Genomic DNA, 21021 nt, shown 5'->3' with positions numbered 1-21021 from the left:
ATGCGTATGCTCATCTCGTTGCCGCTCGTCGCCATCGGCCTCGCCGTCGCGGGGGCCACGGCGGGCTCCGAGATCCAGCCCGGCAAGTGGCAGGGCGAAGGCACGATCGTCGAGGTCGACGCGCCCGACATGCCGCCCGGCGTCGCGAACATGATGAAGGGCAGCCCCACGAAGTTCGACTATTGCGTGACCCCCGAGCAGGCCGCCGACAGCCCCAAGGCGATGTTCGACCAGACGGGCGGCAAGTGCAGCTACGACAGTTTCGCGATGACCGGCGGCAAGCTCGACGCGAAGGCGACCTGCAAGCACGACATGGGCACCATGAAGATGCACATGACGGGCACCTATACGAAGACCAGCTACGCCGCGAAGAACCGCATGACGATTGCCAGCCCGATGGGGTCGATGACGATGATCGCGGACGTGAAGGGGAAGCGGATCGGCGCGTGCTGATCCGCTCCGGACATTAAGGGGGACCGATGGACCGCACCACGCCGCTGGACGCAGACGAGCCTCCTGCCACCTTCCTCGGCCATCCCAAGGGCCTCCTCTTCCTCGCCTTCACCGAGGCATGGGAGCGCTTCTCCTTCTACGGGATGCGCGCGCTTCTCGTCCTCTACCTTGCCGACGAGCTGCTGACCGCGGGCCATATCGAGAATGTCGCGGGCATGGGGGCGTACCGCGCGCTCGTCGAAAGCATCTTCGGTCCGCTCTCGACCGTCGCGCTCGCCAGCCAGACGTTCGGTCTCTACGCCGGGCTCGTCTATTTCACGCCCCTGTTCGGCGGCCTCCTCGCCGACCGCGTGCTGGGCGCCAAGCGCACCGTCATGCTCGGCATCGCCCTGATGACAGCGGGCCATTTCGCGATGGCGTTCGAGCCACTCGTATTGCTCGCGCTGGCCCTCCTGATCCTGGGATCGGGCTGCCTCAAGGGCAATATCGCCGCGCAGGTCGGCCAGCTCTATCCGCCCGACGCCGAAGGCATCCGCTCGCGCGGCTTCACCCTGTTCACCCTCGGCATCAATGTCGGTGCGGTGCTCGGCCCGCTGGTGTGCGGCTGGCTTGCGCAGGAATATGGCTGGCATGTCGGCTTCGGCACGGCCGGCATCTTCATGCTCGGCGCGGCGATCGTCTACTTCACGGGGCTGCGCCACTACGGGGCAGACCGGCCACGCGGCAAGGATCGCGAGGTCGCGCCCGCGATGACGCCCAACCAGCGCCGCCTCCTCGCGCTCGTCCTCCTTGTCATGCTGGCAAGCGTGCTACAGAGCCTCGTCTTCGACCAGATGTTCAACATCGGCATGATCTGGATCGACCAGCGCGTGTCCCTCGACAGTTTCCTCGGTCCGATCCCGGTGCCGTGGTTCAGCTCGGTCGAGCCGGGGGCGGAAATCCTCCTCATCCCGGTCCTCTTCTGGCTGTGGCAGCGGCAGGCCGCGCGCGGCAGCGAACCCGACGACCTGCGCAAGATCGGGATCGGCGCGACGCTCCAGGCGCTGGGCGCACTGGTCCTCGTGTTCGGCGAAATGGCGGCAGGCGGCGGCAAGGTTGGCCTCGTCTTCCCGCTCGTCGCGATGGTCGTGACCGCGATCAGCTTCCTCTACCAATGGCCGACTTTGCTCGCCTTCGTCTCGCGCCGCGCACCCGCTCCGGTCCAGTCGCTGATGATGGCGGCGGTCTATCTCACCGCCTTCTTCTCGGGCACCGGCTCGGGGATCGTCGGCACGCAGTACGAAACGCTCGGGCCGACGGCCTTCTGGTCGCTCCATGTGGCGCTTTCCGGTGCGGGTGCGGTCTTCTTCCTGCTGCTGGGACCTGCCTTGGGTCGCGCGATGTCCCGGCTGGAGACCCCGACCACCCCATGAGCGACGGCCAGCCCTGCTGGCTGTGCGGGAGGCCGCTCGGCCATCGGGTCGAGTGGCACCACCCCGTCCCCAGGTCGCAGGGCGGCCGCGAGACGGTGCCGCTCCACGCGATCTGCCACCGCACGCTCCACGCCAGCCTCGACAACAAGGCGCTTGCCGCGTTCGGCGACGACCGCGCCGCACTAGTCCGCGACGGGGCGATCGCCCGCTTCTTGCGGTGGATCGCGAACAAACCGCCTGACTTCCACGCTCCGACCCACCGCGCGGGGCCAGACCGACGCGTCTGACCTGCCGGGTTGCACTCGCCCCAAGCCTTGCTAGGCTGGCTTGGTCGCAATCGGGGGAGGCGCCAACATGCCGCGAACCATCCACCTGCTTTCGGGCGCCGCACTGGCGCTGGGGCTGGCCGCCTGTTCGAGCGAACCGGCGGTCGAGGGCGAGAACATGACGGCAGAACAGGTCGCCAAGGAAATGCGCGATGCGGCCGCGACCGGAAGCTTCTTCCGCGCGGGCCAGTGGGAATCGACCGTCGAGATCAAGGCGATGGAGATCGACGGCGTAGCGCAGGGCATGGACAATTCGATCCGCGACGCGATGGGCCAGCAGACATTTTCGGTCTGCCTCACCGAAGAGGACGTCAAGCAGCCCGACGAGGACTTCTTTACCGGCGCGGACAGCGACTGCACCTACGAGAATTTCTCGCTCAAGGGCGGCAAGATGAACGCCAAGATGCGCTGCACCTCGGGCGGCGCGATCCAGGACATGACGATGAGCGGCACCTACGATGCCGATAACTACGCGATCGACGTGTCGACACTTGCCAGCGGGACGCCGGGCGGCATGTCGATGGACATGGCGATCCGGGCCAAGCGGGTCGGCGACTGCGCCGCGGCGGAGGAATTACCAGGGGGAGAGTGAGAATGAACGCATATTGGTTGGCCGCAGGATGTGCGGCACTGGCGCTGTCGGCGTGTGGCGGCGGCGGCGACACCGCGGCACCCGAGGAAAAGGCCGGTCCGGTCGACCTGCTGCTCCCGGGCGAATACGAGATCACCACGATCGTCACCCAGCTCGACAGCTCCGACGGTTCGACGCCCGCCACGTCCGCGACGCTCGACACTAGCCGCACGCACACGGTTTGCGTCGGCGAGGACGGCCTGCTGCCGCCCGAGACGTTCGGCGAGGACGGCGACACCTGCACGATCGAGAACCCGTATTTCCGTCGCGGCAAGATCCGCCAGCAGCTCGCGTGCCAGCGCGAGGCCAATGCCGGGCAGATCCAGCTCCAGGTCGATGCAGAATTCACCGCTGAGGGCGTCGACGGCACGGTGAAGTCGGGCACCTATTTCGCGGGCGACGGCGACTATTCGATGACGCGCAGCCTGTCGGGCAAGCGCGTCGGCGACTGCACGCTTGCCGAGGCCGCCGAGGAGCTCGAGGGCACCAAGATCGAAGAATGATGCGATGATCGGCTATGTGACGCTGGGTACCGACGACCTCGAGCGGGCACGCGCCTTCTACGACGCGTTGCTCGAACTGATCGGCGTCCGGCGTCTCATGACCCTCGACAACGGGTTCACCATCTATGCCGAAAGCGCCGACGAGCCCGCTATCTGTCTCACCCGCCCGCAGAACGGGGAGCCGGCCACTGACGGCAACGGCCAGATGGTCGCGCTGAGGCTCGACAGTCGCCGCCGCGTGCGCGAACTGCACGAAAAGGCCCTGAAGCTCGGCGGCCTCGACGAAGGCGCGCCCGGCTATCGCGAACCCGAGGAGATGGGTTTCTACGCTGCCTATTTCCGAGACCCCGACGGCCACAAATTGTGCGTCTACGCGCTGGTACCCAAAGCCGACTGACTATTCGGGCGTCGCGGCCCACATGTCTTCGGCCATCCGCCACTTGCCGTCCTCCCCGCGCTTCCACACGACGAGGTAGCGCCCGGCGAAGACGCGCAGCGTCCCGTCCTTCTTCGAACTCCCGCGATAGGTGCCACGGTCGATCGCCACGTCGCCTTCGATCCGCAAGTCCTCGCTGACCGTCTCGTGATCCTCCACCTCGACGCCGTCGGGGACGGTCCAGTAGCGCCGGAGCGCCGCCTGCCCGACGATTGCACGACGCCCGCCCGGCATTCCGACCGCACTTTCGGTGTAGAAATCCATCAGCGCGTCGATGTCGCCAGCGACATAGGCCGCCGAGAACGCTTCCGCGCGCGCGGCGATCGCCTCGGCCTCGCGCGCGTCGCGGTCCGGATCGAGACTCTCGAACAGCTGCACCATGTTGCCGGCAGGATCGCGCAACAGGAGGAAGCGGATGCCCTGGTCGTCGGTGACGGGCCCGTAGGCGATCGCGATGTCGCGGTCGACCAGCCAGCCGTGCGCCGCCTCGAAATCGGCCGCGACCAGCCCGAACTTGAACGGTCCCGCGGCGATTCCCCCGCCGGCAGGGCGCGATGGCGCCGGCCCACCCGCGGGCACCAGTTCGAGCGACAGTCCGCCGCATTCCAGGATGTGGACGATGGGCCCTTCTTCCCCGCCGAGCCTGGCGCGCCGCTCGAAGCCGAGCAAGTTCACGTACCAGTCGGCGAGCCTGTCCGTGTTTTCGGTCGCGAGGGCGGCACTCGCGCGCGGCGACGACTGCCCGCAGATCGGCGAGATGGTGGCCGGCGGAAGCGGCGCGGCGAGGAACGCGATGGCGACAAGCGGACTCAAGGCATTTCTCCCGGCGACCGTGACATTCTTGCAGCTTTCACTGCCTGCCCCGACCTGTAAAGACGGGCTCGACGAGCGGACGTTCGCGCGCGCCCTCTGTGCGCTGCAGCGCAGCAAGATTCCGGTCCCGAAATGGCACGCGAATCCGGGCAAAAGAAAAAGCGTGGAAGCGCGCGGATTTAGCCCCGCGCAACCCCAATTTTTTCATTTCTCGTTAATTTTGGCCTTGCGCGCGGACTCGCGGTTGGACACTATAGGTTGTGTAGCGACAGGGGACGCAGCCCAACCACTGGTATGGAGGGCCCGGAATACCTATTTCCGGGAACGGGGAAGCTGTGTGTAACGGGGATAGCGGGGATGCCCGCTCTGATGCGTCCCCTGGAGCTTGTGGGGAAAGCCGGTGAACGGACTCGCAAAACCGGCTGAACAAAGCTAGAACATCGAGTCCCGACCGGACCGAATCACGGGGAAGCACCATGGACCTTTCGACTGGAACCAACGTCACTGCCGACGACGTCACCGAAGAGGTGTCGGATTCGAAGAAGGTGCATGAGCGTCGCTTCAAGATCGCGACCGATTCGAAGCGCGATGCAAAGCTCACCGAGTTCGGCAAGGAAACGCTGCGCGACCGCTACCTGCTCCCGGGCGAGAGTTTCCAGGATCTCTTCGCGCGCGTCGCCTCGGCCTATGCCGACGACCAGGAGCATGCCCAGCGCATCTACGACTATATCTCGAACCTGTGGTTCATGCCCGCGACGCCGGTCCTCTCGAACGGCGGCACCGGTCGCGGCCTGCCCATCTCGTGCTACCTCAATTCGGTCTCCGACAGCCTCGACGGCATCGTCGGCACGTGGAACGAGAATGTCTGGCTGGCCTCGAAGGGTGGCGGCATCGGCACCTACTGGGGCAGCGTGCGCGGCATCGGCGAGCCGGTCGGCCTCAACGGCAAGACCAGCGGAATCATCCCCTTCGTGCGCGTGATGGACAGCCTCACTCTCGCCATCAGCCAGGGTTCGCTGCGCCGCGGGTCGGCCGCCTGCTATCTCGACATCTCGCACCCCGAGATCGAGGAGTTCCTCGAGATCCGCAAGCCATCGGGCGACTTCAACCGCAAGGCGCTCAATCTCCACCACGGCGTGCTGATCACCGACGAGTTCATGGAAGCGGTCCGCGACGGCAGCGAATTCGAATTGAAGTCGCCCAAAACCGGCGAGGTGCGCGGCAAGGTCAACGCCCGCAACCTGTTCCAGAAGCTGGTCGAGACCCGCCTTGCCACCGGCGAGCCCTACATCGTGTTCGCCGACACGGTGAACAACTCGATGCCCAAGCATCATCGCGACCTCGGCCTCAAGGTCTCGACCTCGAACCTGTGTTCCGAGATCACGCTGCCGACCGGCAAGGATCACCTGGGCGCCGACCGCACCGCGGTCTGCTGCCTCTCCTCCTTGAACCTCGAGACCTGGGACGAGTGGAGCGGCAACAAGCGCTTCATCGAGGACGTCATGCGCTTCCTCGACAACGTCCTGTCCGATTACATCGCCCGCGCCCCCGACGAGATGGCGCGCGCCAAGTATAGCGCGGAACGCGAGCGTTCGGTCGGCCTCGGCGTGATGGGCTTCCACTCCTTCCTGCAGGCGCGCGGCCTCCCGTTCGAAGGCGCGATGGCGAAGAGCTGGAACATGAAGATGTTCAAGCATATCCGCGCGCAGGCCGACGAAGCCTCGATGATGCTCGCCAAGGAGCGCGGCCCCTGTCCCGACGCTGCCGACATGGGCGCGATGGAGCGCTTTTCCTGCAAGATGGCGATCGCGCCGACCGCGTCGATCTCGATCATCTGCGGCGGCACCTCGGCGTGCATCGAGCCGATCCCGGCCAACATCTACACCCACAAGACGCTCTCGGGCTCCTTCGTGGTCAAGAACCCCCACCTCGAGGCGCTGCTCAGCGAGAAGTCGAAGAACAGCGACCAGGTGTGGAACTCGATCCTCGAGAAGGGCGGCTCGGTCCAGCATCTCGACTTCCTCTCCGAGGAGGAGAAGGCGACCTACAAGACCAGCTTCGAGATCGACCAGCGCTGGCTCCTGGAACTGGCCGGCGACCGCGCCCCGATGATCGACCAGGCGCAGAGCCTCAACCTCTTCATCCCGGCCGATTGCGACAAGTGGGATCTGCTGATGCTCCACTTCCGCGCGTGGGAGCTGGGCATCAAGTCGCTCTATTACCTGCGCTCGAAATCGGTGCAGCGCGCGGGCTTCGCGGGCGGGGTCGAGGCGGACAACACGCCCGAGGCCGCCAAGTACGAGCTGCCCACCACCGATTACGACGAGTGCCTGGCCTGCCAGTAGGACGATGAACCGCCATGCCCCCCGTTTCGACCCCGGTCGCCACGATCATCATCGCGGCAGCGCTGGCGCTCGGCTGGGGCATGACCTTCCGCACGACGGCGCTGATGCGCTGGCAGCGGCGATGGATGCTGAGGCAGCTCCGGATGATGCGCTCTGCGCGTGCCGCGACCTTCGTGAAGCTCTATGGCGCGCTCTTGCTCATACTCGCGACGATGGCGGGGCTACTGCTCTTTGTGCTGGTGACGGCTGGGAGATGAGGCCGTGAACACGACCATGTTCGCCGTAGCGCTCGCCGCCTTCGTCACCGGGCTGATCGTCCTCGCCCGTCGCGGCGGCGGGCCGGAGAAGGCCACGCCACGCCACATCTTCGGGATGATGGCGGTGGCACTCGGCCTCTTCCTGTTCGTTTTTTCCATCGGCCTGGGAGGCACCGCCTGATGCGCGCCTCCCTCACTTCAACCTCCAACCTTTTCACTCTCGGAGCCTGACATGTCCCTGCTCGAAGCCCGCAAGACCTACAAGCCGTTCGAATATCCGTGGGCCTACGAATATTGGAAGCGCCAGCAGCAGGTGCACTGGATGCCCGAGGAAGTGCCGCTGGGCGAGGACTGCCGCGACTGGGCGCAGAAGCTCACCGAGCACGAGCGCAACCTCCTCACGCAGATTTTCCGCTTCTTCACCCAGGCCGACGTCGAGGTGCAGGACTGCTACCACGAGAAATACGGCCGCGTGTTCAAGCCGACCGAGGTCAAGATGATGCTCGCGGCCTTCTCCAACATGGAGACGATCCACATCGCGGCCTACAGCCACCTGCTCGACACGATCGGCATGCCCGAATCTGAATATTCGGCCTTCCTCCAGTACAAGGAAATGGCCGACAAGCACGACTATATGAACCAGTTCGGGGTCGAGACCGACGAGGACATCGCCAAGACGCTGGCCATGTTCGGCGGCTTCACCGAAGGCCTCCAGCTGTTCGCCAGCTTCGCGATGCTGATGAACTTCCCGCGCTTCAACAAGATGAAGGGCATGGGTCAGATCGTCAGTTGGTCGGTGCGCGATGAATCGCTCCACTGCGAGGGCATCATCCGCATGTTCCACGAATTCGTGAAGGAGCGCGATTGCCTGACCCAGTCGGTCAAGGACGACATCGTCGACTGCTGCCAGAAGGTGGTGCGGCTCGAGGACGCCTTCATCGACCTCGCCTTCGAGATGGGCCCGGTCGAGGGCATGACCGCCAAGGACATCAAGAAGTACATCCGCTACATCGCCGACTGGCGCCTGGGCCAGCTGGGCTTCAAGCCGATCTACATGGTCGACGAGCACCCGCTCCCCTGGCTTGCCCCGCTCCTCAACGGCGTCGAGCACGCCAACTTCTTCGAGACCCGCGCGACCGAATATTCCAAGGGCGCGACGCGCGGCGACTGGAAGGACGTCTGGACCAACTTCGACCGCCGCATGAAGGCCAAGGCCGGCGCGAAAGAGGTCGAAGCGGAGGGCGAGGCGGATATGTTCGAGGGGGCTGCGGAGTAAGGGTGGCGACAAAAGAAACTCTTTAGTCGTGGGTTACGGAAGCCCTTCACGCTTCCGGACCCGCGACGGTTACTGAAGTCGCAAAGTTCATCTGGGAAAACCACGAAGATGATCTCAGGAACTCTGGTGACCTGTTTTACACTTGGCAATACGACATGCGTTGGGCAGCGCAGTCTCTCCAGGACAAGAATATAGTGAGAAAGAACGGCCCCAACAAAATGTGGAGCTTGGTTGGTTAGTTAGCGACCAAGTCGTTTCGCCTTACCGCCCTCTCCACCGTTTGCGGCGCTTCTGCTGGCGCACGGCACGCATTAATTCCTTCTGCTCGAGCGGGTGATTGCGCAGGTCGCGGTTGCACGAGACGTGGCAAAGCACCTTGTTCGACAGCGCCGAACTTCCCCCGCGAGATAGCGGCACGAGATGCTCGATCGACGGGGCCGCATTGCTGTTGGGCCGCGCCTCGAACTGGATCGCGCCGCCGCACAGCCAGCAATGGTCGCCGTCGCGGCGACGGATGACTTCGCGGTCGCTCGGCAATTCGCCATTCGAGCGACGCCACCGGCCTGCGATACGCATCAGGTCGAGATGGATACCCATGCCCAATCATTGCCCCGAGATGCTTTCGGAAGCGTTAGCGTGGGGCCGAGGCAAGGGCGGCCTTGCCTCGTCGAACGGGTTCGGCTGCGCCGACCCGCCGGCCGGCCGCAAGCCATCTCTTCGCGCTGCTCCGGCGACGCGTCCCGCGTCGGCGTCGCTGCGCTCGGTGGCTTGGGCTGTTTACCTAACGTTTACTGATCTGTGTTTAATTCTCGCATACCCACCGCCCATTCATGGGAGGAAGTGATGCTCGACCTGTATATCGTCCTGCTGCTGATTGCCGTGCCGCTGCTGCTCGTCGCCACGCGCTGGCGCGACGAGGTGGCGCCGCTCATCGACCGTCTGTTCGAACGCTTCGACCTGCCCCAGCGCCGCCGCGACTTCGACCCCGACGCCCGTTAGGCGACCGCCGAACCCGCCTGCGGCATCGCCGGTGCCGGACGCTTGCCCGCCTGCCAGCCGAGCCAGCTCGTCGCCGCGCCGATCGCGACGCCCAGCGCGACCATGCCGACGCTCGGGATTCCGCCCACCACGCGCAGCACGTCGGCGATCCACGCGACGTCGCTGGTCGTCGCCATCACCGCCATCTGCAACCCGACGAACGCGCCCGTGACGAGGAACGGCCGCGCGCGCGGCCCCACCCTGGCGTAGACGATCAGGCAGAAGGCCAGCGCCACCGCGTCCGACCAGACGATCGAGGGCATGATCTTCCCGAAATCCTCGGGCCCCCGCACCGCGAAGGCGGGAACGCCCAGGATATCGACCAGGCGGCTGAACGGGCTCTCGAACAGGATGATCGGCGTGCCCAGCAGGTAGCCCGCGTGCGGCCACACCTTCCGCCGCTCCTTGAGCGCGCGATAATAGAGCGTCACGTAGGCAGCCGCCGCGACCAGCATGCCGGTCAGGAAGGCGGGGCCGTGCATCATCGTCACGGGATTTTCCGCCGCGTCGCCCACCACGAAATTCTTGGCGGTGACGTCGATGATGCCGAACAGGCCGCCGATCAGGAACGGAAACAGGAACAGGCTCGCCTGCCCCGTCGCGCGGTGGAGCGGGAGCTGCGTCTTGCGATGCGCGGTCCAGCTCTGCGTGAAGACCATCAGCACCCATACGCTGGCGATCACCCCGTGCAGGTGGAACTGCCAGCGCGACGTGCCGATCACCGACCAATAGCTCGGCCAGAAGCCGCCCAAGATGACCGCGATGCACAACAGCACCCACCAGTGCGCGTGACGATAAGGCATCGAGACCCCCTTTTCCCGTTTGCGCAGGAGTAACATGGATCAATCCCGCGGGGAAAGCGCGAACGATCTTGTGCCCTTGGGGCAATACTGTACTAGTACAGCAATACAGTAGCTCAGGAGACAGTCGATGCCGCTCAGCCTTGCCCTTCTCGCCACCCTCGCCGCCGCCGAGCCGGCGCCCTTCCCCGAGTACAAGGCGATGCGCGCCATGATCGTGAAGGCCGACGCCGACCTCTTCTGGGGGGCGTTCGAGGGCTGCGATCCCGACCTGGTCGAGGCGCAGATGCTTCCCGACTTCCGCATGATCCACGACAAGGGAGGGCTTGCCGAGGAGAGCCGCGAGGCGCTGGTGTCGGGCGTGCGCCGCCGCTGCACCGAAAATCCGGGTTACAAGAACCGCCGCCTCCTCACCCCGGGCACCCGCGTGATCCGCCCGATGGGCGATTGGGGCGCGCTCGAGGAAGCCACCCACACTTTCTGGGAATTTCACGAAGGCGAGTGGCAGCTGACCGGCGGCGCGCGCTACATGCACGTGTGGCAATGGATGCCCGAGGAAGGAAAATTCCGCCTGTCCGAGAGTCTCAGCTACGACCACGGCGCGGTGAGCCCCTACCCGCCCAAGGCCGACTAGCGCTCGATCGGGTCGCCGGGCCTCAGCGCGCGGGCACGCAGGTCGACGAAGCGTTTCGCTTCGGCCAGCCCGCACCCCGCGTCCTGCCGCGCCACCCGGATCGCCTCGAGCTTCTCTCCCCGCGCGATCAGCGCGTCGATCCGCGCCAGCGCGTCGCTCGACAGCCGCGCGGGATCGAGCGGCTCGATCGGCGCGCCGCCCCCGCTTTTCTTGCCCAGCGAGAAGCCGAGCCAGAACAGGCTGACCCAGATCAGCAGGTCGAGAAATTCGATGTCCATGCCCCCTTGTCGCGGTGACCGGGGGCGCGCGCAAGTCTTCGAACTGTCACCCGCGCCACTGCGCCGAGTCATGTTCGCGCGCTAGAGGGAAGCTGTCCGCTACCACGGGGAGGGGAAAATGGCCTTCTGGTTGTTCGTCGCGACGCTTGCTGCTGGCGCCGTTGCCGCTGTTGTCAGGCTGCGTCGTTGTCCGGTGATGCGGCTGGTCGGGCTCGGCTTTTCGAGCATGGCCGGCCGCGAGCGCCGCCGCCGCCCGCTGCCGCCCACTTATTCGCCCGTTCCCGACTACGCACCGCCCCGGATCGAGCCGGCCACTGTCGCCGCCGCCCGCCGCGTCGCCTAGTCCTCGCCAAACGGCGCGATCGGCTTGAGCAGCGCGAATTCTTCGTCGAGCGGCGCGTGGCCCAGCGATGGCCAGTCGATCGTTTCTTCGGGCACGTGCGTGTCGGGCAGCCGGTCGAGCAGGTCGCGGATGAGGGTCAGCCGCCCCAGTTTCTGGTCGTTATAGTCGACCACCGTCCACGGCGCCCAATCGGTATGCGTTGCCGCGAACATCGCCTCGCGCGCCTTGCTGTAATCCGCGAACCGCGTCCGCGCCGCGACATCGATCGGCGAGAGCTTCCAGCGCTTGAGCGGATCGGCGAGCCGCTCGGCGAAGCGCTCCTCCTGATGCGCCTGGTCGCAGCTGAGCCAGTATTTGAACAGCCGGATGCCGTCCTCGACCAGCATCTTCTCGAACCTGGGCGCGGCTTCGAGGAAGGCGGCGACCTGGTCTTCGGTCGCGAACCCCATGACCCGCTCGACGCCCGCGCGGTTGTACCAGCTGCGGTCGAACAGCACGATCTCCCCCGCGGTCGGCAGGTGCTGGACGTAGCGTTGGAAATACCATTGTCCGCGTTCGGTCTCGCTCGGCTTGGACAGCGCGACGGTGCGGCACTGGCGCGGATTGAGCCGCTCGGAAATCGCCTTTATCGTCCCGCCCTTGCCCGCCGTGTCGCGGCCCTCGAACAGCACGCAGATGCGCTCGCCCTTCGCCTTGGCCCAATGCGCCATCGCGACCAGCTCGTGCTCGAGCGGTTCGAGCAGTTCCTCGTAGACTTCGCGCTTCATCAACGACCTCCGAAACACCATTCCGCCTTGCGTCCGAGATAGGGCTCGGCGAGCCCCGCGTCGACCAGCCGGTCGCCGATCGACACGGTGCGCCCGTCTTCCTCGCGCTCGATCCGCATCAGCTCGCGCCCGTAGCGGTCGCGCTCCTCGCGCCGGTCGCGCACCATCTCGAACGGTCCGCGGTTGAGTTCCTCGAGCAGGATCGCGGTAGCGCGTTCGGCAAGGGCCCTCTCCTCCATGCAGCGCGGCTCGGCCAGTTCGGGCGCGTCGATGCCGAGGAGGCGGATCTTGCGCCCGTCGATGCGAAACGTGTCGCCGTCGTGGACGCAGGCGCGGTTGGGCCCCGAACCGCAGCGCACGAAGCGCGCCTCGACCCTCTCGCGCCCCGCGACCAGCGGCCCGATGGCCGGCACGATCCCCGGCGTCGCAAGAGCGTACGCTGCGACGAGCACTACCATTAGCAACACCGTCCGGATCGTCCCCCAACCCAATTTCGCGCTCCCTCGCATCGTAAATCAGATGTTAACCAACGCAGGTTTACAAGCATTCTCGAAAGCTTCTCGCTTTCTTCATGATGTTCCCGATCATTCCTCGGGCCGGCCCTGCAACGCAAGGCCGGCCCTTTTTTCATGCGTTGACGATCCGGCGGCCAGCCTTCATGCGAAGCGCGATGAGCTTTTTCTCGGACAATGCGGCCCCGGCCTGCCCTGCGGTGATGGACGCCCTCGTCGAGGCCAACCGGCTCGACACCGCCTACGATGGCGATCAGTGGTCGCAGGCGATGGACCGGGCCTTTTCCGACCTGTTCGGAACCGACGTCGCTGCCCTTTGGGTGGCGACCGGGACCGCGGCCAATTGCCTTGCCCTGCAGGCGCTGTGCCCGCCCGACGGCGCGATCCTGTGCCACCGCTATGCGCATATCGAGATGGACGAGGCGGGCGCGCCCGGCTTCTACACCCACGGGGCCAAGCTCACCCTGCTCGATGGCGACGGCGCCAAGATTTCGCCCGATGCCATCGAGGAAGCGGTGGCGCGGGTGCGCAAGGACGTCCACCAGGTCCAGCCGCGCGCGGTCTCGATCACCAACGCGACCGAGTACGGGCTCACCTATTCGCCCGCCGAAACCGCCGCGATCGGCGAGGCGTGCGAGCGGCTCGGCCTTGCCTTCCACATCGACGGCGCGCGCTTTGCCAACGCCGTCGTCAGTACCGGTGCCGATCCGGCCGACTTGACCTGGCGCGCGGGCGCCAAGGCATTGTCGTTCGGTTTCATCAAGAATGGCGGGATGAACGCCGAGGCGCTGATCCTGTTCGACCCTGCCATGGCCGACCAGGTCCGCCGCGCGCGCAAGCGAGCCGGCCACCTTTCGTCCAAGGGTCGCTTCGCCGCCGCCCAGATCCTCGCCATGCTGGAAAACGACGTGTGGAAGGACAATGCCCGTGCCGCCAACCGTGCCGCCACGACGCTGGCCGAGGCGTGCGGCGACAGGCTCTTCCTCCCGGTCGAAGCCAACGAACTGTTCGTGCGCATGAGCGCGGAGGAAGCGGCCAGCCTTCGCGACCAGGGGTTCGACTTCTACGACTGGGGACCGGGCGAGATCCGCCTCGTCACCAGCTGGGACCAGGACATGGAGGCGGTCCGGCGCCTCGCCGACGCGATCGCCGCGCTGTGAACGAGGATGGCACCGACCGACTGAAAACGGTCGTCATTCCCTTCATCATCTTCACCGCAATCTGGGGTTCGACCTGGATCGTCATCCGCGACCAGTTGGGAGTCGTGCCCGCACAATGGTCGGTCGCCTACCGTTTCATGATTGCTGCCGTGGGGATGGCTCTGGTCACGCGCTGGAAGGGTCATAGCCTGATGCCCAGCCGCGACCTGCTGATCGCCGCAAGCGTGGTCGGGATCGCCCAGTTCACGCTCAATTTCAACGCGGTCTACATGGCCGAACATTATGTCACCTCGGGCCTCGTCGCGACCGTGTTCGCGCTGCTTATGGTACCCAACGCGCTGCTTGCCTGGGCGGTGCTCGGCCAGAAGCCGACCGGTCGCTTCCTCCTCGCCAGCGCCATCGCGGCGTGCGGCATCGCGCTCCTGTTTCTCCACGAATGGCGCTCCAATCCAGATGTCGACCTCGATGGTCTGTGGCTCGGCATCGGCTGGACGCTGTTCGCGATGGCCGGTGCGACGGTCAGCAACGTCTATCAGGCGCGCGAACAGGTGAAGCATCTCTCGCTATTCGCGCTGCTCGCCTGGGCGATGGCGATCGGCGCGGCCCTTGACGCGATCATCGCCCTTGCCATCGCCGGCCCGCCCGTCATCGAGACGCGCGTGGGATACTGGCTCGGCCTGCTGTGGCTCGCGCTGGCGGCGTCCGTCGTCTGCTTTTCGCTCTATTACCCGGTCGTGCGCCGCATCGGTCCGGGCAAAGCCGCTTATTCGTCCGCCATCGTGCCGATCATCGCGATGGCACTCTCGACCCTGTTCGAGGGTTTCCAGTGGACTGCGCTGTCATTGGGCGGCGCGGCACTGGCGATTGGCGGCACCGTTCTAGCCATGCGGGCCCGCCGTCGCCCGCAAATGGTGACCAATCCCGACGCGGCTTGAGAGAGTGCTGGTATGGCCGATACGCGAATGAACCCGGAAGCGCCGCCCGCGCCCGAACATGCCCCCATCTTCCGCAAGGATTACGAGCCGCCGCGCTGGTGGGTGCCCGAGATCCATCTCGACCTCGACCTCTCCGCGGCAAGTACACGCGTCACCGCCACGCTGGAAGTGACTCGCAACGGCGATCATGACGAACCGCTGCGGCTTGCGGGTGACGAGCTACGCCCACTCGCGGTGCGCGTCGACGGGAAGGACGCCGCCTGGACGCTCGACGGCGACGACCTCGTCGTGCCAATCGAGGGCGACAAGGCGACGGTGGAGACGCAAGTCGAGATCGCGCCCGAGAAAAACAGCCAGCTGATGGGCCTGTACGCGTCCGGCGGCCTGCTCTGCACGCAGTGCGAAAGCGAGGGCTTCCGCCGCATCACTTTCCACCCCGACCGGCCCGACGTGCTGTCGCGCTACCGCGTAACCATGCACGCCGACAAGGCGCGCCATCCCGTCCTCCTCGCCAACGGCAACGAGGTCGAGACGGGCGACGAGGAGGACGGACGCCATTACGCCGTGTGGGAAGACCCCTTCCCCAAGCCGTCCTACCTGTTCGCACTGGTCGCGGGCGATCTCGCCGCCAACCGCGACCACTTCACGACCATGAGCGGGCGCAAAGTCGACCTTGCCATCTGGGTGCGCGAGAAGGACCTGCCAAAGACCGCCCACGCGATGCAGGCGCTCAAGGATTCGATGAAGTGGGACGAGGAGGTTTACGGGCGCGAATACGACCTCGACCTGTTCAACATCGTCGCGGTCGACGATTTCAACTTCGGCGCGATGGAGAATAAGGGCCTCAACATCTTCAACTCGCGCTACATCCTCGCCGACGAGGATACCGCGACCGATGGCGACTTCGACAATATCGCGGGCGTCGTCGCGCACGAATATTTCCACAACTGGTCGGGCAATCGCGTCACCTGCCGCGACTGGTTCCAGCTCTCGCTCAAGGAAGGCTTCACGGTCTTTCGCGACCAGTGTTTCAGCCAGGACATGGGCTCCGAAGCGGTCAAGCGGATCGAGGATGTGCGCCTGCTCCGCGCCGTCCAGTTCCCCGAGGATAGCGGCCCGCTCGCCCATCCGGTGCGTCCCGAATCCTATATCGAGATCGCCAACTTCTACACCGCCACCGTCTACAACAAGGGCGCCGAGCTCATCCGGATGATGCACACCATCCTCGGCCCCGAGAAATTCCGCGCTGGCTCCGACCTCTATTTCGACCGCCACGACGGCGAAGCGGCGACTTGCGAGGATTTCGTCAAGGCAATGGAGGATGCGAGCGGCGCCGACCTGTCGCAATTCCGCCTGTGGTACTCGCAGGCCGGCACCCCGACCGTCACGGCGCATCTCGACCATGACCCGGCATCGGGACGCGCGGTGCTCAGGCTGCAGCAGGAGGTACCCGACACGCCGGGTCAGACCGACAAGCAGCCGATGGCGATCCCGCTGCGCGTCGCGCTGCTGTCCGAACAGTCGGGCGAGCCGATCGGCGAGGAGCGGCTCGTCATGCTCGGCGAGACCCGGCAGTCGGTGACCTTCGAGGACGTCAACGAGCCGCCGCTCCTGTCGATCAACCGCGGCTTCTCCGCGCCGGTGACGATCAAGACCGATCGCGACGACCGCGAACTGCAACTGCTCGCCGCGAGCGATCCAGACCCCTTCGCTCGCTACGAGGCCGGGCAGGACCTGATGATGCGTGCCCTCCTGTCGGCGATCGACGGCGAGCCGCTTCACACCGATGCGGCCATCGAGGCGGCGCGCGCGACGCTCGCCGACGACAGTCTCGACCCCGCCTTCAAGGCCGAAGCGCTGATCGTCCCGTCCGAGAGCATGATCGGCGAGAGGCTCGACAGCATCGACCCCGACAAGGTGCACGGTGCCCGCGACGCGCTGCGCAAGGCGATTGGCGAGGCGCTCTCCGATCCGCTCCGCGCGGCGCAGGCCGACGGCGCGCCGGGCGCCGACCGGTCGGGCGAGGGGATGGGCAAGCGCAAGCTGCGCGGCGTCGCGCTGGCGACCCTCGCCGCCGCCGATCCGGCCGAAGGCGCCCGCCTCGCCAAGGCGCACTACGATGCCGCCGACAACATGACCGACCGCAGCCACGCGCTGGGCGTGCTGGCGAGCCTCGACGCGCCCGAGCGCGACGCTGCCTTCGCCGATTTCTACGCGCGCTATCGCGAGGACAGTCTTGTCCTCGACAAATGGTTCGCGCTGCAGGCGATGGCGCAGCGCGAGGCCGCGCTCGACGAGGTCGAGGCGCTCGCCTGCCATCCCGATTTCTCGATGAAGAACCCCAACCGCCTGCGCGCATTGGTCGGCAGTTTTTCGGCCAACCAGTGGGTGTTCCACCACGCCTCGGGGCGCGGCTACAAGTTGCTCGCCGACATGATCGTGGCGGCCGACAAGCTCAACCCGCAGGTCGCCGCGCGCATGGTCCCGCCGCTAGGCCGCTGGCGCCGGTTCGAGCCGGGCCGCGCACAGCTGATGCGCGAGGCGCTGGAGCGGATCGCGGGCGAGGCGGGACTTTCGAAGGACGTGTTCGAACAGGTCTCGAAGAGCCTGACCTAGCCGCCGATCCAGGTGGCGACGTCGACCGCGACCTGGTTGGCCGCCTCGTTGAGAGCCGCCGCGGTTCCGGACGCCATGCCATCGGCGGGACGGCGCGCTTCGAAGCGCCGTGTCTCGACCGCGGTGCCGTCCGAACGAGCGATCGCGGCATCGTAGCGCACCACGACCTCGCCCGACCGGCTGTCATAGTCGAAACGCGACAGGCTGCCCGTCACGCGCAGGCCGGGATTGAGCATCGCCTGGCCCGGGTCGAGCACCACGCGCCCCGTCAGCCGCGACAGGCTTTCCGAGAGCATCTGCTGGAACAGGACGTCGGGTGTGTCGACCCACACGAGATCGGTCACGTAGGCGATCGCCGTGTCGCCGACCTTGACCGGCACGCGGTCGGTGTCGAGCGCCTGCGGGATGAGCGGCAGCAGCACGGTGACGGCGTCCTCGCGCGCCGCGCTCCGCGCGCCCGGTTCGATTTCGGGCGCGGTCGAAGTCAACGTCGCGAGCGTGTCCGGCAGGTCGCGTCCCCCACCCAGGCAGGCGGAAAGCGCAAGCGGCAAGGCGAGCACGGCAATGAGGCGCATCAGCGGTTCCTTCCGGGCTTGTAGTCGGGCAGCTTCTTGGGCTTCATCGCGCCCCCGATCCCGTCATTGTCGAGACGGGTCGTGAAATCGTTGAGGCTGTCGGTCAGCTGGCGCAGGTCGCGCACCAGCCGGTCGGCCTCGGGCAGCGTAGACTGCGAGAAGTTCTCGAGCCCCGGTCGCGCCGCGCCGACTGCGGAATCCAGGTTGTTGGCCGCGCTCTCGACCGCGCCGATCGCTTGTCGCAGGTCGGCCATGGCGGGTCTGGCCTCCTGGTCGATCATGCCCTGCGTCGACTGGGCAAGGTTGCCGACCTTCTCGGCCGCGATCCCGGCCTGGCGGGCCGCGACGCGCGCATCGGAAATGGCGTCGGCAAGGTCGGGTGCGCGATCGGCCAGCACCGCGGTCGAGCGCTCGACATTGTCGAGAATGTCGGCGACCGCGTTCTGGTTCTCGTCGCTGAGCAGTTCGGTCAGCCGCTCGGTCAGGCGCTGGATACGGTCGATCAGTTCGGGCGCGCTGTCGAGCACCGCCGACAGGCCGCCGGTGCCAGCCGGGATCACCGGGCAGCCCTGCGGCCCCAGCTCGGTGACCGGCTTGGCGCCTTCGACCGCGCCGTCAAGCACGACTTCCGACACGCCGGTGAAACCGACGCCGTTGATCGTCGCCTGCGTGCCCTGGAGGACGGGCGTGCTGGCGTTGACGCTGATGCGCACCCACACGAATTCCGGACGCTCGGGCAGCAGGTTGATCGATTCCACTTCGCCCACGGGCACGCCCGCGAAGCTGACGTTCGAGCCGCGATTGAGGCCCGCCACGCCCTGGCGGAAATAGACGTCGTAACAGGCCTTGGCGCTGGACGAGAGGCCGGCCAGCCAGACGACGAAGACGAGGAGACCGATCATCAGGGCGAGCGTGACCGCCCCGACCATCACGTAATTCGAGCGCGTTTCCATCTAACTCGCAGCCCCCCCATGCAGTACGTCGTGACCCTTGTGGACGGCGCGTCCGCGCGGGCCGTTGAAATATTCCTGGATCCAAGGATGGTCCAAAGCGAGCAATTCCTCAATGGTTCCGACCGCGATCACCTTCTTGTCGGCAAGCACCGCCACCCGGTCGCAGATCGCGTGGAGCGTGTCGAGGTCGTGGGTGATGAGGAACACGGTGAAGCCCAGCTTGCGCTGCAGCGACTTCAGCTGCTCGTCGAACGCCGCGGCGCCGATCGGGTCCAGTCCCGCGGTCGGCTCGTCGAGAAACAGGAGTTCCGGGTCGAGCGCGAGCGCGCGCGCGAGGCTCGCACGTTTCCTCATGCCGCCCGACAATTCGCTCGGATACTTGGTCGCGGCCGATGCCGGCAGCCCCGCCATGATGATCTTGTAGGCCGCGATCTCGTCGAGCAGCGCGCCCTTGATGTAGGGGAAATATTCGCGCAGCGGCACCTGCACGTTCTCGGCCACCGTCAGCGTGGAGAACAGCGCGCCGTTCTGGAACAGGATGCCCCAGCGCCGCCGGACGTTGTGCGCCTCGGCTTCGTCGCGGTCGATCATGTTCTCGCCAAGGACCTTGATCGATCCGTCGACGGGGGTCTGGAGCCCGATGATCGAGCGCATCAGCACCGACTTGCCCGCGCCCGATCCGCCGACCACGCCGACGATCTCGCCGTGGCAGACGGTGAGATCCAGATTCTCGTGCACGACCTGATCGCCGAAGGCATTCTTGAGCCCCTCGATTTCGATCACCGGGATGCAGTTCTTGGGGGTCTCCATCAGATCCACCCCACCTGGCTGAAGAAGACCGCGAACACCGCGTCGAGGACGATCACGATGAAGATCGAGTGGACCACCGCGGTCGTCGTGCGCATGCCGACTTCCTCGCTATTGCCTTCGACCTGCATCCCCTGGAAGCAGCCGACCAGCGCGATGAAGAAGCCGAATACGGGCGCCTTCAACAGGCCGACCCACAGGTCGGTCAACGGAGTCACTTCCTGTAGGCGCTGGATATAGCTCAAGGGCGGGATATCGAGCCCGAGCCAGACGAACAGGCCGCCGCCAAGCAGGCTCATGAACATCGCCCAGAAGGCAAGAAGCGGCATCATGACGACCGCCGCCAGCAGGCGCGGGAGCACCAGCGCCTCCACCGGAGAGACGCCGATCGTGCGCATCGCGTCGATCTCCTCGGTGATCTTCATCGTGCCGATCTGCGCCGCGAACGCGCTGCCCGAACGGCCCGCGACCATGATCGCGGTCATCAGGGTGCCCAGTTCGCGCACCGTGATGCGACCGATCAGGTTGATCGTGTAGACCTCGGCGCCGAACTGCTGGAGCTGGACCGACCCCTGCTGGCCGACGACGATGCCGATCAGAAAGCTCATCAGCCCGATGATTCCGAGCGCGCGCACCCCGACGAGGTCGAAGCGCTGCACGACCGCGTTGAAGCGAAATTTCTTGGGGCGGCGCATGACGTGCGCGATCGCCAGCAACACCGCGCCGAAGAAGCCAATGAGCCGCACCATGTGGAACCCGAACTCGATCGTCCAGCGACCGAGATCCTCGATCAGCTTCCTGGGCGTGATCGGCGGGTCCTCGTGGATCTTGGGTTCGGCCCGGTCGGCATCGGCGACCTGCTTCATCAGCGCCGTGATCTCGTCGTGCGCCCCGGCAATGGTCGCGTTCCGGTCGCGCACCGCCCGGTGGAGCAGCCAGGCACCGACCGTGTCCATATGGTCGACGTTGGTCACGTCGATGACCAGCGGATCGGCAGCGTGCTCGATGTCGCGTTCGACCGTCCCGGCCCGCGAGATGGTCAGCGGGCCATGGATATCGATCCTGCCGCCGGATGTGCTTCCGGCGGGGTCGCGGGTTGTCTCTTCCCCCATGCGAGCCAACCCTTGCGCGAAAGCGAAGCCCGGGACAAG

26 protein-coding genes are annotated in these 21021 nt (G+C 66.2%); 16 read left to right on the top strand and 10 right to left on the bottom strand.

The features are described 5' to 3' along the window. The 6 genes from NNY25_RS02955 to NNY25_RS02930 all read left to right on the top strand — a co-directional run bounded on the left by NNY25_RS02955 (window position 1) and on the right by NNY25_RS02930 (window position 3722). The gene (locus tag NNY25_RS02955; protein ID WP_265569863.1) at window positions 1-453 is read left to right on the top strand and encodes a DUF3617 domain-containing protein; all 453 of its coding nucleotides are present in this window, start codon (window positions 1-3) and stop codon (window positions 451-453) included. A gap of 26 nt (window positions 454-479) precedes the next feature. Next, a complete protein-coding gene (locus NNY25_RS02950) occupies window positions 480-1865 on the top strand; it encodes a peptide MFS transporter (RefSeq protein WP_265569862.1) in 1386 nt (461 codons plus the stop codon). Next, entirely contained in the window at window positions 1862-2152 is a 291-nt protein-coding gene (locus NNY25_RS02945; RefSeq protein WP_265569861.1) for an HNH endonuclease, read from the top strand. Before NNY25_RS02950 ends, NNY25_RS02945 begins: the two co-directional genes overlap by 4 nt. Before the next feature lie 67 nt (window positions 2153-2219). Further along, window positions 2220-2783 carry a DUF3617 domain-containing protein gene (locus NNY25_RS02940; RefSeq protein WP_265569860.1) on the top strand — a complete coding sequence of 188 codons (564 nt, stop codon included), beginning with the start codon at window positions 2220-2222 and terminating at the stop codon, window positions 2781-2783. A 2-nt stretch (window positions 2784-2785) separates the two neighbouring features. Next, the gene (locus NNY25_RS02935; RefSeq protein WP_265569859.1) at window positions 2786-3325 is read left to right on the top strand and encodes a DUF3617 domain-containing protein; all 540 of its coding nucleotides are present in this window, start codon (window positions 2786-2788) and stop codon (window positions 3323-3325) included. Between the two features lie 4 nt (window positions 3326-3329). Beyond that, a complete protein-coding gene (locus tag NNY25_RS02930) occupies window positions 3330-3722 on the top strand; it encodes a VOC family protein (protein ID WP_265569858.1) in 393 nt (130 codons plus the stop codon). On the opposite strand, the gene NNY25_RS02925 is transcribed toward NNY25_RS02930, so the two are convergent. Further along, window positions 3723-4574 carry a DUF4440 domain-containing protein gene (locus NNY25_RS02925; protein ID WP_265569857.1) on the bottom strand — a complete coding sequence of 284 codons (852 nt, stop codon included), beginning with the start codon at window positions 4572-4574 and terminating at the stop codon, window positions 3723-3725. Window positions 4575-5050: 476 nt separating this feature from the next. On the opposite strand from NNY25_RS02925, the gene NNY25_RS02920 reads away from it, so the two are divergent. The 4 genes from NNY25_RS02920 to NNY25_RS02905 are packed head-to-tail and all read left to right on the top strand — an operon-like array spanning window position 5051 to window position 8452. Beyond that, entirely contained in the window at window positions 5051-6919 is a 1869-nt protein-coding gene (locus NNY25_RS02920) for a ribonucleoside-diphosphate reductase subunit alpha (protein WP_265569856.1), read from the top strand. 14 nt (window positions 6920-6933) lie between these two features. Continuing rightward, on the top strand, window positions 6934-7176 hold the full coding sequence (locus tag NNY25_RS02915; RefSeq protein WP_265569855.1) for a hypothetical protein: 243 nt from the start codon (window positions 6934-6936) through the stop codon (window positions 7174-7176). A 4-nt stretch (window positions 7177-7180) separates the two neighbouring features. After that, window positions 7181-7357 (top strand): hypothetical protein, encoded by a 177-nt coding sequence (locus NNY25_RS02910; RefSeq protein ID WP_265569854.1) that lies wholly within the window; start codon window positions 7181-7183, stop codon window positions 7355-7357. A gap of 51 nt (window positions 7358-7408) precedes the next feature. Continuing rightward, complete coding sequence (locus tag NNY25_RS02905) at window positions 7409-8452, top strand: ribonucleotide-diphosphate reductase subunit beta (RefSeq protein ID WP_265569853.1); 1044 nt, start codon at window positions 7409-7411, stop codon at window positions 8450-8452. Window positions 8453-8713: 261 nt separating this feature from the next. Here NNY25_RS02905 and NNY25_RS02900 read toward each other — a convergent pair whose 3' ends face one another. Next, entirely contained in the window at window positions 8714-9049 is a 336-nt protein-coding gene (locus NNY25_RS02900; RefSeq protein ID WP_265569852.1) for an HNH endonuclease, read from the bottom strand. Between the two features lie 246 nt (window positions 9050-9295). On the opposite strand from NNY25_RS02900, the gene NNY25_RS02895 reads away from it, so the two are divergent. Continuing rightward, complete coding sequence (locus NNY25_RS02895) at window positions 9296-9451, top strand: hypothetical protein (protein ID WP_265569851.1); 156 nt, start codon at window positions 9296-9298, stop codon at window positions 9449-9451. Here NNY25_RS02895 and NNY25_RS02890 read toward each other — a convergent pair. After that, window positions 9448-10293 (bottom strand): hypothetical protein, encoded by an 846-nt coding sequence (locus NNY25_RS02890; RefSeq protein ID WP_265569850.1) that lies wholly within the window; start codon window positions 10291-10293, stop codon window positions 9448-9450. The two genes, NNY25_RS02895 and NNY25_RS02890, sit on opposite strands and share 4 nt — an antisense overlap. Window positions 10294-10420: 127 nt before the next feature. Between NNY25_RS02890 and NNY25_RS02885 the strand changes: the two genes are divergently transcribed. Further along, window positions 10421-10924 (top strand): DUF4440 domain-containing protein, encoded by a 504-nt coding sequence (locus tag NNY25_RS02885; RefSeq protein WP_265569849.1) that lies wholly within the window; start codon window positions 10421-10423, stop codon window positions 10922-10924. On the opposite strand, the gene NNY25_RS02880 is transcribed toward NNY25_RS02885, so the two are convergent. After that, the gene (locus NNY25_RS02880) at window positions 10921-11202 is read right to left on the bottom strand and encodes a hypothetical protein (RefSeq protein WP_265569848.1); all 282 of its coding nucleotides are present in this window, start codon (window positions 11200-11202) and stop codon (window positions 10921-10923) included. The two genes, NNY25_RS02885 and NNY25_RS02880, sit on opposite strands and share 4 nt — an antisense overlap. Window positions 11203-11320: 118 nt before the next feature. Here NNY25_RS02880 and NNY25_RS02875 point away from each other — a divergent pair, with 118 nt between their 5' ends. Further along, window positions 11321-11545, top strand: coding sequence for a hypothetical protein (locus NNY25_RS02875; RefSeq protein WP_265569847.1), 225 nt, complete (start codon window positions 11321-11323; stop codon window positions 11543-11545). On the opposite strand, the gene ppk2 is transcribed toward NNY25_RS02875, so the two are convergent. Further along, entirely contained in the window at window positions 11542-12312 is a 771-nt protein-coding gene (gene ppk2 / locus NNY25_RS02870; protein WP_265569846.1) for a polyphosphate kinase 2, read from the bottom strand. The two genes, NNY25_RS02875 and ppk2, sit on opposite strands and share 4 nt — an antisense overlap. Next, window positions 12312-12764, bottom strand: a complete 453-nt coding sequence (locus tag NNY25_RS02865) for a thermonuclease family protein (protein WP_265569845.1) — start codon at window positions 12762-12764, stop codon at window positions 12312-12314. Before NNY25_RS02865 ends, ppk2 begins: the two co-directional genes overlap by 1 nt. Window positions 12765-12982: 218 nt before the next feature. Here NNY25_RS02865 and NNY25_RS02860 point away from each other — a divergent pair, with 218 nt between their 5' ends. Genes NNY25_RS02860 through pepN form a run of 3 tightly spaced genes read left to right on the top strand, consistent with a single transcriptional unit; the run spans window position 12983 to window position 17535 of the window. Next, window positions 12983-13984 carry a threonine aldolase family protein gene (locus NNY25_RS02860; protein ID WP_265569844.1) on the top strand — a complete coding sequence of 334 codons (1002 nt, stop codon included), beginning with the start codon at window positions 12983-12985 and terminating at the stop codon, window positions 13982-13984. Beyond that, entirely contained in the window at window positions 13981-14919 is a 939-nt protein-coding gene (locus tag NNY25_RS02855) for a DMT family transporter (RefSeq protein ID WP_265569843.1), read from the top strand. The genes NNY25_RS02860 and NNY25_RS02855 overlap by 4 nt, the downstream gene beginning before the upstream one ends. Before the next feature lie 12 nt (window positions 14920-14931). Next, on the top strand, window positions 14932-17535 hold the full coding sequence (gene pepN / locus NNY25_RS02850; protein WP_265569842.1) for an aminopeptidase N: 2604 nt from the start codon (window positions 14932-14934) through the stop codon (window positions 17533-17535). Here the strand turns inward: pepN and NNY25_RS02845 are convergent. From NNY25_RS02845 to NNY25_RS02830, 4 genes are read right to left on the bottom strand one after another with little or no spacing between them, the layout of a single operon-like run. Beyond that, complete coding sequence (locus tag NNY25_RS02845) at window positions 17532-18110, bottom strand: ABC-type transport auxiliary lipoprotein family protein (protein WP_265569841.1); 579 nt, start codon at window positions 18108-18110, stop codon at window positions 17532-17534. The genes pepN and NNY25_RS02845 overlap by 4 nt on opposite strands. Then, window positions 18110-19063 (bottom strand): MlaD family protein, encoded by a 954-nt coding sequence (locus tag NNY25_RS02840; protein WP_265569840.1) that lies wholly within the window; start codon window positions 19061-19063, stop codon window positions 18110-18112. Before NNY25_RS02840 ends, NNY25_RS02845 begins: the two co-directional genes overlap by 1 nt. Beyond that, window positions 19064-19873 carry an ABC transporter ATP-binding protein gene (locus NNY25_RS02835; protein ID WP_265569839.1) on the bottom strand — a complete coding sequence of 270 codons (810 nt, stop codon included), beginning with the start codon at window positions 19871-19873 and terminating at the stop codon, window positions 19064-19066. It lies immediately after the preceding gene. Then, the gene (locus NNY25_RS02830) at window positions 19873-20982 is read right to left on the bottom strand and encodes an MlaE family lipid ABC transporter permease subunit (protein WP_265569838.1); all 1110 of its coding nucleotides are present in this window, start codon (window positions 20980-20982) and stop codon (window positions 19873-19875) included. Before NNY25_RS02830 ends, NNY25_RS02835 begins: the two co-directional genes overlap by 1 nt. Window positions 20983-21021 lie beyond the last annotated feature (39 nt).

This window comes from Sphingomicrobium nitratireducens (assembly GCF_026157035.1).
Classification (GTDB): domain Bacteria; phylum Pseudomonadota; class Alphaproteobacteria; order Sphingomonadales; family Sphingomonadaceae; genus Sphingomicrobium; species Sphingomicrobium nitratireducens.
Note: the sequence above shows the minus strand (reverse complement) of the source record. Positions and strands in the feature narration are given on the sequence as shown.

Excerpts from the sequence above, each read along its gene's own strand:
- NNY25_RS02940 (WP_265569860.1), top strand. The coding sequence starts at position 2,220 with ATGCCGCGAACCATCCACCTGCTTTCGGGCGCCGCACTGGCGCTGGGG.
- NNY25_RS02875 (WP_265569847.1), top strand. The coding sequence starts at position 11,321 with ATGGCCTTCTGGTTGTTCGTCGCGACGCTTGCTGCTGGCGCCGTTGCC.
- NNY25_RS02950 (WP_265569862.1), top strand. The coding sequence starts at position 480 with ATGGACCGCACCACGCCGCTGGACGCAGACGAGCCTCCTGCCACCTTC.
- ppk2 (WP_265569846.1), bottom strand. The coding sequence starts at position 12,312 with ATGAAGCGCGAAGTCTACGAGGAACTGCTCGAACCGCTCGAGCACGAG.
- NNY25_RS02920 (WP_265569856.1), top strand. The coding sequence starts at position 5,051 with ATGGACCTTTCGACTGGAACCAACGTCACTGCCGACGACGTCACCGAA.
- NNY25_RS02945 (WP_265569861.1), top strand. The coding sequence starts at position 1,862 with ATGAGCGACGGCCAGCCCTGCTGGCTGTGCGGGAGGCCGCTCGGCCAT.
- NNY25_RS02895 (WP_265569851.1), top strand. The coding sequence starts at position 9,296 with ATGCTCGACCTGTATATCGTCCTGCTGCTGATTGCCGTGCCGCTGCTG.
- NNY25_RS02835 (WP_265569839.1), bottom strand. The coding sequence starts at position 19,873 with ATGGAGACCCCCAAGAACTGCATCCCGGTGATCGAAATCGAGGGGCTC.
- NNY25_RS02885 (WP_265569849.1), top strand. The coding sequence starts at position 10,421 with ATGCCGCTCAGCCTTGCCCTTCTCGCCACCCTCGCCGCCGCCGAGCCG.
- NNY25_RS02915 (WP_265569855.1), top strand. The coding sequence starts at position 6,934 with ATGCCCCCCGTTTCGACCCCGGTCGCCACGATCATCATCGCGGCAGCG.
- NNY25_RS02860 (WP_265569844.1), top strand. The coding sequence starts at position 12,983 with ATGAGCTTTTTCTCGGACAATGCGGCCCCGGCCTGCCCTGCGGTGATG.
- NNY25_RS02930 (WP_265569858.1), top strand. The coding sequence starts at position 3,330 with ATGATCGGCTATGTGACGCTGGGTACCGACGACCTCGAGCGGGCACGC.
- NNY25_RS02840 (WP_265569840.1), bottom strand. The coding sequence starts at position 19,063 with ATGGAAACGCGCTCGAATTACGTGATGGTCGGGGCGGTCACGCTCGCC.
- NNY25_RS02955 (WP_265569863.1), top strand. The coding sequence starts at position 1 with ATGCGTATGCTCATCTCGTTGCCGCTCGTCGCCATCGGCCTCGCCGTC.
- NNY25_RS02830 (WP_265569838.1), bottom strand. The coding sequence starts at position 20,982 with ATGGGGGAAGAGACAACCCGCGACCCCGCCGGAAGCACATCCGGCGGC.
- NNY25_RS02890 (WP_265569850.1), bottom strand. The coding sequence starts at position 10,293 with ATGCCTTATCGTCACGCGCACTGGTGGGTGCTGTTGTGCATCGCGGTC.
- NNY25_RS02880 (WP_265569848.1), bottom strand. The coding sequence starts at position 11,202 with ATGGACATCGAATTTCTCGACCTGCTGATCTGGGTCAGCCTGTTCTGG.
- NNY25_RS02900 (WP_265569852.1), bottom strand. The coding sequence starts at position 9,049 with ATGGGTATCCATCTCGACCTGATGCGTATCGCAGGCCGGTGGCGTCGC.
- NNY25_RS02935 (WP_265569859.1), top strand. The coding sequence starts at position 2,786 with ATGAACGCATATTGGTTGGCCGCAGGATGTGCGGCACTGGCGCTGTCG.
- NNY25_RS02845 (WP_265569841.1), bottom strand. The coding sequence starts at position 18,110 with ATGCGCCTCATTGCCGTGCTCGCCTTGCCGCTTGCGCTTTCCGCCTGC.
- pepN (WP_265569842.1), top strand. The coding sequence starts at position 14,932 with ATGGCCGATACGCGAATGAACCCGGAAGCGCCGCCCGCGCCCGAACAT.
- NNY25_RS02905 (WP_265569853.1), top strand. The coding sequence starts at position 7,409 with ATGTCCCTGCTCGAAGCCCGCAAGACCTACAAGCCGTTCGAATATCCG.